The organism is Bradyrhizobium sp. STM 3809 (assembly GCF_000239795.1).
GTDB lineage: Bacteria > Pseudomonadota > Alphaproteobacteria > Rhizobiales > Xanthobacteraceae > Bradyrhizobium.
Genome location: NZ_CAFJ01000596.1, coordinates 1 through 13,143 on the forward strand (window position 1 = coordinate 1; position 13,143 = coordinate 13,143).

General features: G+C 67.5%; 15 protein-coding genes. 6 read left to right on the forward strand and 9 right to left on the reverse strand.

The genetic code is table 11. From position 1 onward, the window contains the following. Positions 1–11: 11 nt before the first annotated feature. Entirely contained in the window at positions 12–734 is a 723-nt protein-coding gene (locus BRAS3809_RS26970) for a DUF3750 domain-containing protein (RefSeq protein ID WP_035658897.1), read from the forward strand. Positions 735–904: 170 nt separating this feature from the next. Continuing rightward, positions 905–1,336, forward strand: coding sequence for a Rieske (2Fe-2S) protein (locus tag BRAS3809_RS26975; RefSeq protein WP_035658899.1), 432 nt, complete (start codon positions 905–907; stop codon positions 1,334–1,336). Between the two features lie 30 nt (positions 1,337–1,366). Here the strand turns inward: BRAS3809_RS26975 and BRAS3809_RS26980 are convergent, their stop codons facing one another. Then, a complete protein-coding gene (locus tag BRAS3809_RS26980; RefSeq protein ID WP_008965177.1) occupies positions 1,367–1,597 on the reverse strand; it encodes an FmdB family zinc ribbon protein in 231 nt (76 codons plus the stop codon). A 226-nt stretch (positions 1,598–1,823) separates the two neighbouring features. Continuing rightward, complete coding sequence (locus tag BRAS3809_RS26985) at positions 1,824–1,994, reverse strand: hypothetical protein (RefSeq protein ID WP_240535777.1); 171 nt, start codon at positions 1,992–1,994, stop codon at positions 1,824–1,826. Positions 1,995–2,509: 515 nt separating this feature from the next. Between BRAS3809_RS26985 and BRAS3809_RS26990 the strand changes: the two genes are divergently transcribed. Continuing rightward, positions 2,510–3,481 carry a VOC family protein gene (locus tag BRAS3809_RS26990; RefSeq protein WP_008965179.1) on the forward strand — a complete coding sequence of 324 codons (972 nt, stop codon included), beginning with the start codon at positions 2,510–2,512 and terminating at the stop codon, positions 3,479–3,481. 23 nt (positions 3,482–3,504) lie between these two features. Here the strand turns inward: BRAS3809_RS26990 and BRAS3809_RS26995 are convergent, their stop codons facing one another. From BRAS3809_RS26995 to BRAS3809_RS27005, 3 genes are all read right to left on the reverse strand, one after another. Then, a complete protein-coding gene (locus tag BRAS3809_RS26995) occupies positions 3,505–3,696 on the reverse strand; it encodes a hypothetical protein (RefSeq protein ID WP_008965180.1) in 192 nt (63 codons plus the stop codon). A gap of 65 nt (positions 3,697–3,761) precedes the next feature. Further along, positions 3,762–4,112: a zinc ribbon domain-containing protein YjdM gene (locus BRAS3809_RS27000; RefSeq protein WP_008965181.1), complete on the reverse strand. Its 351-nt coding sequence runs from the start codon at positions 4,110–4,112 to the stop codon at positions 3,762–3,764. A 146-nt stretch (positions 4,113–4,258) separates the two neighbouring features. After that, positions 4,259–4,543: a DUF2312 domain-containing protein gene (locus BRAS3809_RS27005; RefSeq protein ID WP_008965182.1), complete on the reverse strand. Its 285-nt coding sequence runs from the start codon at positions 4,541–4,543 to the stop codon at positions 4,259–4,261. Positions 4,544–4,789: 246 nt separating this feature from the next. Here BRAS3809_RS27005 and BRAS3809_RS27010 point away from each other — a divergent pair, with 246 nt between their 5' ends. Next, the gene (locus BRAS3809_RS27010) at positions 4,790–6,511 is read left to right on the forward strand and encodes an acyl-CoA dehydrogenase family protein (RefSeq protein WP_008965183.1); all 1,722 of its coding nucleotides are present in this window, start codon (positions 4,790–4,792) and stop codon (positions 6,509–6,511) included. Between the two features lie 41 nt (positions 6,512–6,552). On the opposite strand, the gene BRAS3809_RS27015 is transcribed toward BRAS3809_RS27010, so the two are convergent. Beyond that, positions 6,553–7,329, reverse strand: a complete 777-nt coding sequence (locus BRAS3809_RS27015; RefSeq protein ID WP_008965184.1) for a transglycosylase SLT domain-containing protein — start codon at positions 7,327–7,329, stop codon at positions 6,553–6,555. Positions 7,330–7,494: 165 nt separating this feature from the next. Here BRAS3809_RS27015 and BRAS3809_RS27020 point away from each other — a divergent pair, with 165 nt between their 5' ends. Continuing rightward, positions 7,495–9,564, forward strand: coding sequence for a methyl-accepting chemotaxis protein (locus BRAS3809_RS27020; protein ID WP_008965185.1), 2,070 nt, complete (start codon positions 7,495–7,497; stop codon positions 9,562–9,564). A gap of 296 nt (positions 9,565–9,860) precedes the next feature. Here the strand turns inward: BRAS3809_RS27020 and BRAS3809_RS27025 are convergent, their stop codons facing one another. Then, positions 9,861–10,199, reverse strand: coding sequence for a hypothetical protein (locus tag BRAS3809_RS27025; RefSeq protein ID WP_008965186.1), 339 nt, complete (start codon positions 10,197–10,199; stop codon positions 9,861–9,863). Positions 10,200–10,520: 321 nt separating this feature from the next. On the opposite strand from BRAS3809_RS27025, the gene BRAS3809_RS27030 reads away from it, so the two are divergent. Next, the gene (locus tag BRAS3809_RS27030) at positions 10,521–10,712 is read left to right on the forward strand and encodes a hypothetical protein (RefSeq protein ID WP_008965187.1); all 192 of its coding nucleotides are present in this window, start codon (positions 10,521–10,523) and stop codon (positions 10,710–10,712) included. Between the two features lie 415 nt (positions 10,713–11,127). On the opposite strand, the gene BRAS3809_RS27035 is transcribed toward BRAS3809_RS27030, so the two are convergent. Further along, positions 11,128–12,411: an O-acetylhomoserine aminocarboxypropyltransferase gene (locus BRAS3809_RS27035; RefSeq protein ID WP_008965188.1), complete on the reverse strand. Its 1,284-nt coding sequence runs from the start codon at positions 12,409–12,411 to the stop codon at positions 11,128–11,130. A 226-nt stretch (positions 12,412–12,637) separates the two neighbouring features. Then, on the reverse strand, positions 12,638–13,143 hold a 506-nt coding region (locus BRAS3809_RS27040), incomplete at its 5' end, for a CoA-binding protein (protein ID WP_035658895.1).

Consider the following 13,143-nt stretch of genomic DNA (forward strand, 5'->3'; position numbering starts at 1 on the left):
TGAAAAAGCTCGTGCTCGTCTTTCTCCTGCTCCTCATTGCTCCTCTCTCGCTCTCCGCGGCGAACTATCTGCGCAGCGATCGTCGCGGCAACTGGCAGACGGCGGATCGTTCGAGCGCCGGACTGCTGCCTTCGCCGGCGAGCCATCAAGCTGCCGTCGTCCGCGTGTTCGCTGCGCGGACCGTCCGCTGGCGCGGGATCTTCGCCGTCCATAGCTGGATCGTGGTGAAGGAGAAGGCCGCGCCCCGTTACACCCGCTACGACTACACGGCCTGGGGTGAGCCGATCCGGGTCGACGGCTTCGCTCCGGACGGACGCTGGTTCGGGGCGTTGCCCGAAACCGTGCTGGCCGTCGACGGCGAGGACGCCGAACGGGTGATCCCGAAGATCCGCAGCGTGATCGAGACCTATCGTTTCCGCGCCTATGGCGACTACAATGCCTGGCCAGGGCCGAACTCGAACACTTTCGTGCAGGCGGCGCTGAATGCCGTGCCCGAACTCAACGCCGTGCTGCCGCCGACCGCGATCGGCAAGGACTTTCCCTATGACGGCTGGTGGGGACGCACGGCCTCCGGAACCGGCGTGTTCCTGTCGCTCGGCGGCTATCTCGGCCTGACCGTCGGCTGGATTGAAGGGGTGGAGTTGAACGTGCTGGGTGGCGTGCTCGGCCTTGATCTGCGGCGGCCGGCCTTGAAGTTTCCTGGCCTCGGCCGGCTCGGAATGCCGCTGGCCTGACATCCCCGGACCGCGCCTCATCGCGTGGCTGGCATGTCCCTTGCTGCGCCCCTTCGAGGCCATCCGCAATGTCGCGGATGCGCCACATCGCCATCGTCCCGGCCTTGAAATTCGCATCGGCTTCGCCCGAGCTTGTCAGGTCGGCCAGACGAGGCGAGGGGAGACAGGTGATGGACACGCTGTTTGCGATCTGCGCGACCTTCGAGGTGGACGACGGCACGGCGCGCGGGTTCGTCCTGCAGCGGCGCGATGCCGATGGCAGCGCCAAGCCCTGGCCGATTCTGGTCACACGCAAGGGCAACAATTTCTATGGCTTCGAGAATGCCTGTCCGCACCAGGGCGCCCGTCTCGACCAGCGTCCCGGCGAGTTCATGGACGAGGAAGGCAACTTCCTGGTCTGCGGCCAGCACGGCGCGCGTTTCGATCTCGACACCGGGCAGTGCTTCATCGGGCCCTGTCAGGGCCGGGCATTGGCACCGATCAAGCTCGTGATCGACGACGGCGACGTCTGCCTGTCCGGCATTGACCTCGACGAGGAGGACGGTCTCGATATCGACGATCCCGAGGACGACGTGCCCGAGGTCCAGATCACGTCGGATTGACGCGGCCGCCTGCGGAAGCGCTGGCCGTCGTCAGCGCTTCTTTCGCTCCGCGCGGCTGAAGTTGCTGAGATGGCCTTCGCGCGCCGCCTGGGCGCGGGCTGCCTTGATCAGGCCGGGGCTGCGCGCGGGCGGTGCCGGCAACGACGGCAGGCGGGTCAGCTTGCGGCCGCCGCAGGCCGGGCAGACCGGCTTTTCCGAAATCCCGATCAGCAGCTCGATGTCTGCGGCGCAGGTTGCGCAGTGGAAGCTGTAGAATGGCATGACGCATCCCTCCTTGCCGCAGGGATGCTGCATGAAGCGGGCCAGCCCGGAATCGCCGGCCGAAACGCAATTTCGGGGCTCGTTTGCATGCAAATGGCCGGTTTACGGGAACGTCTGTGCTGAACGCGACGCGCCGTGCGTCGAACATTCGACAGCGTCGCGTCCGCCCGCGGCCCGGCCGCCGGGCCCGTCGATCCGGGCGCCAGTCGGCCAAAGCGGACGCGGATCAGGCGTGAGTCTTCGGCACGTAGTTACCGGCGACACACTTGTAACTCTGCAGACGCCACTCGTGATACGGACCCTTGGACATCCAGTCCGCGATTCCGATCTGCGCGTTGATCGCGCAGGATGTCATCGTGATGCCGGACATCTCGCTGTTGGTAACAACCTTCTCCATGCAGAGCTGGCCATTGCAAAGTAGTGCGACGAGAGTGACGAGCACGTTGATTCTGCCTCCAAAGAGTGGGACCCGGTGAGGATCGAGAAAGCAGAGTTCATGCCAAATCATGAATCCAGGTCGTGCCGCTACGGAAGGGATTGGTACGGGTGTTACCGTCTCGCTACAGAACAGTGACGGATTCGCTGCTGATGTCACGCAGCCCACGCCGAGATCATCGCTCGTTGCTGCTGATGAGGACGCGGTTTGGGTTGTCGGCGCATCGTACCCCACTCGTCCGTGACGAGATCCAGTTTGGAGGTGTCAAACATGCGGCAACACCTGCGCAGTCCTGCAGCGTTCGATCGATCGCGATGAAAGCTCCGATACCGCTTTCCGATATGCTGAATTCCGAATGCGGTCGTCATGCCCGGCACCAGGTGGTGGTTCACGCGCACGTGACGCCTCTCTCCGGCGGCCGGCTTGCGCGATCCCAAGGCGATCCGTAGGAAAACGGGGATTGTCTGGGGGACTTCATGACTGCCGATCCAACCCGCCGCGCGCTGCTCAAGCTGGCCGGCGCTTCTTCCATGATGATGGCCGCCATGGCGGCGGCGCGCGCCGAGGGCGGTGGCGAGAGCACTGCCGCCGGCCCGACATTCGCGAGCCGGACGCCGATTCGGATCGGCATGATGACCTTGCGCGTGAACGATCCCGATAAGGTCGCCGCCTTCTACCGCGACGTCATCGGCCTGTCGCTGTTGCAGCGGACGGAGACGACTGTTCAGCTCGGGGCCGCCGGCGTGCCGCTGATCGAGCTGCAGGCGCGGCCCGATGCGAGCCGTGAATCGCCCCGCGCGGCCGGGCTGTTCCATACCGCGTTCCTGATGCCGACCCGCAAGGATCTGGCCCGCTGGCTGGTGCATGTGGCGCGCAACCGGACGCCGCTGACGGGCTTCGCCGATCACAACGTCAGCGAGGCCGTCTACCTCGACGATCCCGAGGGCAATGGCGTCGAAGTCTATGCCGACCGCGCGCCGGAGCTCTGGCAGTGGCGTGAAGGCTCGGTCACGATGGGCACCGAGCAGCTCGATGTCGACGATCTGGTCGCGCTGACCGATACGCGCACCACCAACTACGCTGCTGCGCCGGACGGGCTCCGCATCGGCCACGTGCATCTGAAGGTGGGCGATCTCGGCGAGGCGAGCCGCTTCTACGCCGGGCTCATCGGACTCAATCCGACGCGGACCATCGATCGTGCCGCATTCCTCTCCTCCGGGCGCTATCACCATCACATCGGCGCCAACACATGGCGCAGCGCCGGCGCGGGGCGCCGCGACGAGGCGACCACAGGCCTGTCGTGGTTCTCATTCGAGGTGAAGAGCGAGGACGTTCTCGCGGCTCAAGAGGCGCGGCTGCGTCAGGCGGGGGCGGTGGTGACGGCGCTCTCGAACGGTTTCGAAACGGCCGACCCATGGGGGACTAGGGTTCGTCTGATCCGGATCTGATCCGCGCCTACAGCGCGTGGAGCTCAGGCTTCGTTGAGACCGGCGCCGCGATCGGTCAGCACCTTCTGGCCTTTCGCTGTCAGCTCAAAGATGTCGCCATCCTTGGCGACGTAGCCCTCACGAATCAGGCCGTCGATCTGGTCCTGCCGGTCGGGCGAAAAGGCGATCGCCTGGCCGATGTCCGAAAGCGTCGCGATCTGGTCGTCCGTCAGCATGGCCATCCTCCCGTTGTTGTTGCGAACGCCGCGGTGTCGCGAATGTTCCGGGAGAGGCTCGGATCTCAGGCCTTGCGTACGAACTCCGACTTGAGGTTCATCTGGCCGATGCCGTCGATCTTGCAGGCGATGTTGTGGCCGTCGCTCGCTTCCTGCAGGCGGATGTTGCGAACCTTGGTGCCGCCTTTCACCGTGGACGACGAGCCCTTGACCTTGAGGTCCTTGATGACGATCACGCTGTCGCCGTCGGCAAGCACGTTGCCGTTGGCATCGCGGATGCTGGTGTCGGCAGCGCTGGCTGCGGCAATCGCGGCGTCGCCGCTCCATTCGTGACCGCATTCCGGACAGACCCACAGCGCGCCGTCCTGATAGGCGTGCTCGGAGCGGCATTGCGGGCAGGTCGTCGCGTCGGTCATCTCATCCTCGGTCGCTGCGGAAAGCGTGCGGCAGCGTTAGAGGCTCGGATGGAACCGGGCAAGGGAAAACCCGGGATAATGGCAGCGCGCAGTCGACATGAGCCGCGCGCCGCCGGTATCGGCTGAAAAAAGTCGTCGCGCCGTCCTCACGCCGCCTTGCGCTCGGGGGCCTTCGATCCCTGATCGGTCTCGGCCGCTTCGATCGCCCGCAGGTAGGTGTCGAGCAGCGTCTCGTGCTCGTCGCGCTCGTCCTGGTCCTGCTTCCGCAGCTTGATGATCTCCTTCAGGATCTTGACGTCGAAGCCCTCGCCCTTGGCCTCGGCGAACACTTCCTTCTTCTGCTCGTTCAGCTCCGCCAATTCGCCATCGAGGTGCTCGATCCGCTCGATGAAGGACCGGAGGCGCGCGCCGGGAATGCCGATCTCTGACATGGTGACTCCTACACTAATGGGACCCCGAAAATGCGCGGCTGTTCGTTGACAATGTCTTAACGTGCCGGGCTTGCGCACAGCTGCGCCCGTGACGTGCTTAACGCGGAACCGGCCGTGCGGCATAGCTGTTCGGGTCGCCACGCGACACGCTCTGGCGGACGTGACGACCCAAGTTCCAGCCGGTATGGAGAACTGCCCGCGGCGCGCCAAGCGCAGCCGATTCCCGTCCGTCCGGAGTGACACATCATGTCCCGCGCCAGCATTCCGCCGCTCGACTGCGCCAGCCTGCGGGCCCAGCTCGGCGCGCTGTCTGGCCTGGTCCGGCTGCGAGACCTGTCGGCGGGCTTTGCCGAAGCCAGCGACGAGACCATCGCGGCGATCCTGGACTCCGCGGCGGCCTTCGCGGCCGACCGGCTCGAAGCGCTCAATGCGCAATCCGACAGTTTGGCGCCGCAGCTCGTGGACGGCGCGGTCGTGACTTCCGACCTGCATCGCGAGGTCTGGCGAGACTATGCCGAGGGCGGTTGGATTGCGCTCGATCTGCCCGAGCCGCTCGGCGGGCAGGGGCTGCCGCTGGTGGTCGCCGTGGCCGTGCAGGAGGTGTTCGACCGTCACTGTGCCGCCTTCGGCATGCTGCCCGTGCCAATGCGCTCGGCGGTGCGGCTGATCGAGGCCTGGACCACCGATGCTGAGATTCGGTCGCAATGGCTGCCGAAGCTGATCGCGGGCGAGTGGGGCGCTACGATCTGCATTTCCGAGGTCGGCGCCGGCTCGGACGCGAGCCGCATCCGGACCAAGGCCGTCCCGCGCGGCGACGGCCGCTGGTCAATCACCGGCGAGAAGCAATGGATCTCGTTCGGCGGCCATGACCTCACCGGCCGCATCGTGCACTGCCTGCTGGCGCGTGCCGAGGGTGCCGCGGGACCGTCCAAGGGATTGTCGCTGTTCCTGGTGCCCGATCGCATCGACGACGCCGCCAACGGCGTCGTCGTGCGCAAGCTCGAGCACAAGCTCGGCCTGCATCTGTCGCCGACCTGCGCGATGGGTTTCGAGGACGCCACCGGCTATCTGCTCGGCGAGGAGGGCCGCGGGCTGGCGCAGATGTTCGTGATGATCACCAACATGCGGATGGCGGTCGGCGCGATGGGCCTGGGCATTGCCTCCGCGGCCGCCGACGTCGCGCTCGGTTATGCGCGGCAGCGCCTGCAGGGCGGCGCCGGGCCGCAGCCGCTGCCGATCATCGAGCATGCCGACGTGCAGCGCATGCTGCTGGCGATGCAGGCGGACGTCGAATGCGCCCGAGCGCTGATCTATGCCGCGGCGGTCGAGGCCGATCTCGCGCGCGTCGAGACCGATGACGCTGCGCGCCGCGACAGCGCCGCGCTGGCGCAATGGCTGCTGCCGATCGTCAAGACGCTCGGCGGCGAGCTCGCCTTCACCACAGCCGACGGCGCGATCCAGGTGCTCGGCGGCGCCGGCTACACCACGGACTGGCCGGTCGAGCAGCTGCTGCGCGACTCCCGCGTGCTGCCGATCTTCGAGGGCACGACCGGGATGCAGGGGCTCGACCTGCTGCATCGCCGGCTGTGGAAGGACGGCGGCGCGGGGCTGCGCGTGTTCCTGGCGCGGGCGCGGGCCGACGTCGCCGTGCTGGAGGGGCGCGACGCCGCAGCGGCCACCGGGATCATCGAGCTGCTGGAGACGACCGCCGATCAGCTCGGCGCGATGCGCGACAGGCCTCGCGATGGTGAGGCCGGCGCGACCGGTTTCCTCCACCTCGCTATCGACACGGCGCTGGCCTGGTCGGCGGCGCGGCTCGCAGCCCTGCGCGACGATACGCCGGCGAGTGCCCGGCTGCGCGCGCTCGGCGGTTTTCAGCTCGGCGAGCTGACGGGGCGCGCCCGCCACCACGCCACGCAGGCGCTGCGCGGGGCCGCGGCGCTGGATGGCATGGCCACGCTGCTCTGACGCCTGCGGGGCGCATCCTCCCTCCTGCGCAGCGACGCGCGTCAATCGGGGCGCTCCGCCAGCTTCCGAAAGGTGCGCTTCATCGCATTGACCTTGGCGAGATAGAGCGCGACCGAATGGTCGCCGCAACGCTCGCCATCCTCAGGCTTGAAGCCGCGGCGCATGAAGCCTGCGGCGGGACCGGCGCCGCACAGATGGATCACGGCGGCGAGGTCCTGCCGCTGTTGCGCCGTCGGCTTTGCGGCCGGATGCCGTGCCAAGACGGCGGTGACCTGGCGGTCGAGCGAGATCGCCGTGAGGGCCACGGCATGCGCCGGCCAGGCGCGGACATACAGGCTCGGCGAGCCGCAGCCGTCGCTCGTCACCTCGTGGTCGCGGAGGCAGAAGCCAGAGGCATCAGCGAAGGCGCCGTCGGTCATCTGGAACAGGCCGACCGCGCTGGAGGCGGGCTGATAGACCGCGAACGGGTTCCAGGCGAAGCGCCAGCGCCAATAGGTGCGCGCCACCGGATTGCCCGAGCTCTCCGTCTGCGCCAACGCGGCCAGCAGTTCGGGCGGGATCGCGCGCGTCGCGCTGTCGCGAAACAGCGCGCCATACTGTCGCCAGGTCTCGTCCGGCTCCTTGTCGAGCGAATGACCGGCGACGACGAACAGCTCGGTCGGCTTGCGCGCCACGTGGTAGGCCAGATTGGCCAGCGCAAACACGCCCAGCGCCAGCACGGCGCCGGTTCCGAGCTTTAGCCAGCGCGGCGCCGCGCCCGCCTTGCGCCGCAGCCAGCTCGCCCCCCGCTGCGCGAGCTTGGCCGTTTTGCGCCGCATGGCGCGCCAGCGTCCCGCTCGGCGCGGCCTGCGCGGTTTTTGCAGCGATGGGGCAGGGCTGTTCGGCAACTGATGACCTCGGCTGATCCATGTGGCGGCGCATGGTTAAGGAAGAATTTGTGCAAATGCGTCATTCTTCCATTCTGAGATGTGGGGAATTGCGTGATGAGGAAGTCGGTCAGTACTCTCCTGTTGGTGCTCCTGTCGGTCCTGGCGGCGGGCATCCTGGTGTCCACGGCGATCCTGATGAGCGGCGCCGCGGGCCGCTATCGCGAGAGCGTGGCGACCGAGCAGCTCACGGCCGGCGACAAGGCGATCTTCCAGAACGTCCTGGTGATGCGCGCCCGCCGCGGCGACGCGCAGAGCGCGCTGCTCAGCGAGGACGATCCGCGCCCCAGGCTCACCGAATACCAGGGCGTCGAGTCCAAGGGCCATGACGGCATCGCCGCCGCGCTCGCCGGCGTCGACATGCCCGAGCGCGACGAACTCGTCTCCAGACTGAAGAGCAGCTGGGAGGCGACCGTGCCGCAGTTCAAGCTGCTGTTCGACGAGGCTGCCAAACCGAAGGCCGAGCGCGTGCTCGGGCGCACGCAAGGCTGGTACGACGCGATGACCAGGACGCTGGATGCCGCCAACGCCGCCTCGCTCGCGGTCTCCAATCGCGCCTGGATGACCGACCCGACCATCGCCAAGATGGTGCAGGCCCGCCGCCTCGCCTGGCAGATCCGCGACCGCTACGGCCTGCAATGCTCGGCGCTGCGTCCCAACATCAACAGCTCCAAGCCGCTCGACGACGCCCAGAAGGCATCGGTCGCGCAATGGCGCGGCACCGTGGCGGCCGGCTGGTCCGGCCTCGAGGACCTGCTGGCGGGCGCCGGTAGCGCCGAGCTGGCCTCCGTCGTCAAGACCTCGCGCGCCGAGGTCGAGGCCGCGCATCAGCGCATGGACCAGTTGACCAAGAGCCTCGACGGCAGCGGCAAGCCTGTGATGCCCGCGCCGGAGTGGAACGCGTTCTGCCAGGGCCCGTTCAACGGCATCATCGCCATCGGCATGACCGCGCTCGACGCCTCGATCGCGCGCGCCGAGGCGATCAGGACCGCGGCACTGACCAGCCTGATCGTGCAGTCGATCGGCTTCATCACCGCGCTCGTCATCGCCGGCCTCGCGCTGCGCGCCGTGCGCGTCCGCCTGGTGCGCCCGGTGGCGGCGCTGATGCAGGCGATCCAGCGCATCGGCCAGCGCGACTACCAGACCCCCGTGCCGCAATTCGCCCATGCCGACGAGTTCGGCGCGATGGCCGCCGCCCTCGAAGGCCTGCGCGAGAGCGCCGCCACCGCCGAGCGGCTCTCCAGCGAACGCGAACTCGACCAGGGCCGCCGGCTGGAGCGCTCGCAGGCGATCGACAGCGCCTGCCGGAGCTTCGACGACACCGTGCAGGCGGTGATCGTCAGCATGAGCAACTCGACCGGCCAGCTCGATCACAGCGCCACCGACGTGCGCAAGCTGGTCGACGAGTCGACCGAGCAGACTGCGGCGGTCGCGAGCGCCGCCGAGACGGCGACGACCAACCTCGAGACCATCGCCGCCGCCACCGAGGAGCTCACGGCTTCGGTCTCGGAGATCGCCGCGCAGGTGCAGGCCTCCGCGGCGGATGCGCGTCAGGCGGTTGAGCGCGCGGCGCAGACCAACGCCACCGTCGAGATGCTCGACCGCGCTGCCAACCGCATCGGCGAGGTGGTCAAGATGATCACCGCGATCGCCAGCCAGACCAACCTTCTGGCGCTCAACGCCACCATCGAGGCGGCGCGCGCGGGCGAGGCGGGACGCGGCTTCGCCGTGGTCGCCGGCGAGGTCAAGAACCTCGCGGCGCAGACCGCGACCGCGACCGACGACATCACCCGGCAGATCGCCGAGATCCAGGCCGCCACCGGCGAGTCGGTCGAGGCGATCCGCGCCATCAGCCACAACATCTCGGGCATCGACGAGAAGATGACGGCGATCGCCGCCGCCGTCGAGCAGCAGCGCGCCGCCACCACCGAGATCTCGCGCAACTTCCAGCAGGCCGCCCAGGGCACCCGCGCCGTCACCGACACGATCGGCTCGGTCGCCGCGCTGAACCGCCAGACCGGCAATGCCGGCGCTGCGATGGTCGATTCGGTGCGCCGCATGTCCACCGATGCCGACCGTTTTCGCGTGGCGGTGGAGGGCTTCCTCGGCACCGTGCGCAAGGCGTGACGTGGCACGTCACGCGCGGCGGCGGCGCGGTCGCGCGTTGTCGTCGAAGCACGAACTGAACAGGTGTCAGACAGCGACGGGCGGACGCCACCGCGCGCGCATGCGCAGGCGCGATCCCGCGGCGCGTGATGCGCAGGATTGATGCTCATCATGAGCCCCCGGGGATGAGAGGGCGCCGGCGAGGCTCCAGGGAGAGAGCGGGCCCTAGCGTTCGCCGAACAAGAAAAACGCAACAGCCGGTGGTGAGCGCTCGCCTGATTCTGACGGGTCGGCTGGCAAACTCGCCAAGCCTCTGCTCAGCAATAGCCCGTCACGCCGCATGCATAGGGCAGGCGGAACATGTAGCTGGTATAGCCGTCGCCGCCGTAATACGGGCCCTGATAGTCGTAGGAGAAGGCGCGGCCGTAGTAGCCGGGCAACTCCTGGCGGCCGAGCAGAAGCGGGGTCGAGGGCAGCATCGGGGAGATCAGCGAATCCTGGTCCTTGACGAGGACGACGGCCGGAGGCGGAGCCTTGGCGGCGCGGCGGGCCTTGTAGCGGATGACCTTGTCGTGGAGCGCGGGCAGGTCGGCCGCGAGCACGACGCCGTTCGCCGCGGTGGCCGCCAGCAGCATCATGATGACCAATAGACGCATCCTGCTCTCCTTGCCTTCTGACAGATCGTGCGCGACGCGGCCATTCGATGCCGGTTCCTGCCGCGGCCGGATCAGGCGCGCGCCGCGATTCCATGGGCGGCAGGATGGGCCGGGTATGGTTAATGAAAACTTTCTCGCGGCGGAACCCGGCTGCAATCCTCCGTAGAAGGACGGGCATTTTCAGCTTTTGTTAAGTTCTGGTGGTGCAAGGTTCCGCTCGCCGGCGATTTTGAAGGCCGGCCGGGCGAGGGGCTCAAGCCTGCGTTCGAGGGGAAATCTCTGCCGCATTTTGGCAGAGTCTCAGACCAGAAGGGTTCGAGCATGTCGGTCATCGTGATGTCGGCCTCTGCACGCCACCGGCTCCTGTCACGGACCGAAACGACCCATCCAGCTCTTGCGATCGACGAGGATACGGTCTGCCGCCAGGCGCGCTGGTTGCGCCGGCGCATCGCAGTCTCGGGCCTCGCGCTCGCAGGCGAGGCTCAGGAGAGCGTGCTGCACCTGATGACATGACCAGGACGAGTTAACGAGGGCGCGGTCCGAGAAGCCGGCAACGGCCCGACCGTGGGACGAAGGAGAGCGCGGAAGCCCAGGGGGCCGGCCGCGCTCTCTTTGTTTTTGCGCGGGGCTCGCGTCCGACAGCAGCCGGGGGCGCCTTGATGGTGGACGCCGCGGGAGCGGGGGCCTCATGGTTCGAGACGCGCCAAGAGGCGCTCCTCACCATGAGGGGCCACACCAAGGCCGGTGCGGCAGGGTCGACGACGAGCGGGATGCTCAGGAGAGGGCTCGGTCGAAAGTCCTGGTGATTTTGAGCGCCGCCGCTAACTCAGACCTCGTCCTGAGGAGCCCGCCGATGGCGGGCGTCTCGAAGGACGGCCGCAAGCGCCGGTGACGGACGCTTGCGGTGTGTGCCTCGACTGAGCGTGTCTTACGCGCTCAGGGCCTGCTCGAGGTCGGCGATCAGGTCTTCCTTGTCCTCGATGCCGACGGAGATGCGGACGATGTCGGGGCCGGCGCCGGCCTTGATCTTGGCGGCATCGTCGAGCTGGCTGTGCGTGGTCGAGGCCGGGTGGATCACCAGCGAGCGGGTGTCGCCGACATTGGCGAGATGTGAGAACAGCTTCAGGTTCGACACCAGCTTGACGCCGGCGTCATAGCCGCCCTTCAGCGAGAAGGTGAACACGGCGCCCGCGCCCTTCGGCGAATATTTGCGGGCGAGCGCGTGATACTTGTCCTCGGGCAGGCCGGCATAGCTGACGGAGGCGACCGCCGGATGCTTGCTGAGATATTCGGCGACCGCCTTGGCATTGTCGCTGTGCTTCTGCACGCGCAACGGCAGCGTCTCGATGCCCGTGAGGATCAGGAACGCGTTGAACGGCGACAGTGCCGGACCCAGATCGCGCAGGCCGAGCACGCGGCAGGCGATCGCGAACGCGAAATTGCCGAACGTCTCGTGAATGCGGATGCCGTGATATTCGGGACGCGGCTGCGTCAGCATCGGATATTTGTCGCCGCTGCCGGCCCAGTCGAAGGTGCCGGCGTCAACGATGATGCCGCCGATCGAGTTGCCGTGGCCGCCGAGAAACTTCGTCAGCGAGTGCAGCACGATGTCGGCGCCGTGATCGATCGGGCGGATCAGATAGGGCGAGGCCAAGGTATTGTCGACGATCAAGGGCACGCCTGCCTTCCGCGCGACCTGCGCGATCGCCTCGATATCGGTGATGGTGCCGCCGGGATTGGCGATGGACTCGATGAAGATCGCCTTGGTGCGCGGAGAGACCGCGGCCTCGAAACTCGCGACGTCGTCGGTGTCGGCCCACACCACGTTCCAGCCGAAGCTCTTGAACGAATGCGTGAACTGGTTGATCGAGCCGCCATAGAGTTTTCGCGCGGCAATGAACTCGTCGCCGGGGGACAAGAGCTGCTGCAAGGCCACGACCTGAGCGGCATGGCCCGAGGCGACCGCGAGCGCGGCGGTGCCGCCTTCGAGCGCGGCGACGCGCTCTTCCAGCACGGCGTTGGTCGGGTTGCCGATGCGGGTGTAGATGTTGCCGAACGCCTGCAGGCCGAACAGAGAGGCGGCGTGGTCGGCGTCGTTGAACACGAACGACGTGGTCTGATAGATCGGCGTCGCCCGGGCGCCGGTGGTCGGGTCGGGCTGGGCGCCGGCGTGAATGGCGAGGGTGGAAAATCCGGGGGCACGTTCGGTCATGTGTTTCCTCGTGGGCTTGTTTCCTCGTGCGGCGGCGCCAGCCGGCACGGGGATCGATGAGGGAAGACGGTGTCGATCGCGCGCTCGTCGCGGCTCCCTCGTCATCCCGGCGGAGGACATTTGCCAGCGCCCGTGAGGGCGTCAAGGCCAGCGGCGACGATCAGAGGGATTTGAAATGCGTTGCTGTGTCGCGCCAGGACCGCGACACGTTCCTTTCGCAGATGCGTCAGGTCGGATCGCTTCTGTCCTTCGCGGCGCGATCGGCGGCCGCGGTCGTGCCGCCGCCGACGCTGGTGCGGTTGAGAGACAATCGCATGCCCTGCGTCGGGATCGGCGCGCGCTTGGCGCTGATGGTGCGGGAGTTGACGCCCATCCAAGAGATCTCCGACGACAGCCGGCCGTATTCGATCTTGGGGCAGCGGTTCATGACCACCTTCATCCCGGCGGCCTCGGCCTTTTCGGCCGCGGCATCGTCGCGCGCGCCGAGCTGCATCCAGATCACCTTCGGCAAGGGCTGCAGCTTCAGCGCCTCGTCGACCACGGGCATGATGTGCTGCGAGCTCCGGAAAATGTCGACCATGTCGAGCGGACGGCCGATATCGGCCAGCGAGGCGACGAACGGGCGGCCCATCAGGCTCTTGCCGACATGGCCGGGGTTCACCGGGATCATGTCGTAGCCGCGTTGCACCAGATATTTGAAGGCGAAGAAGCTCGGCCGGATTTCCGATGGCG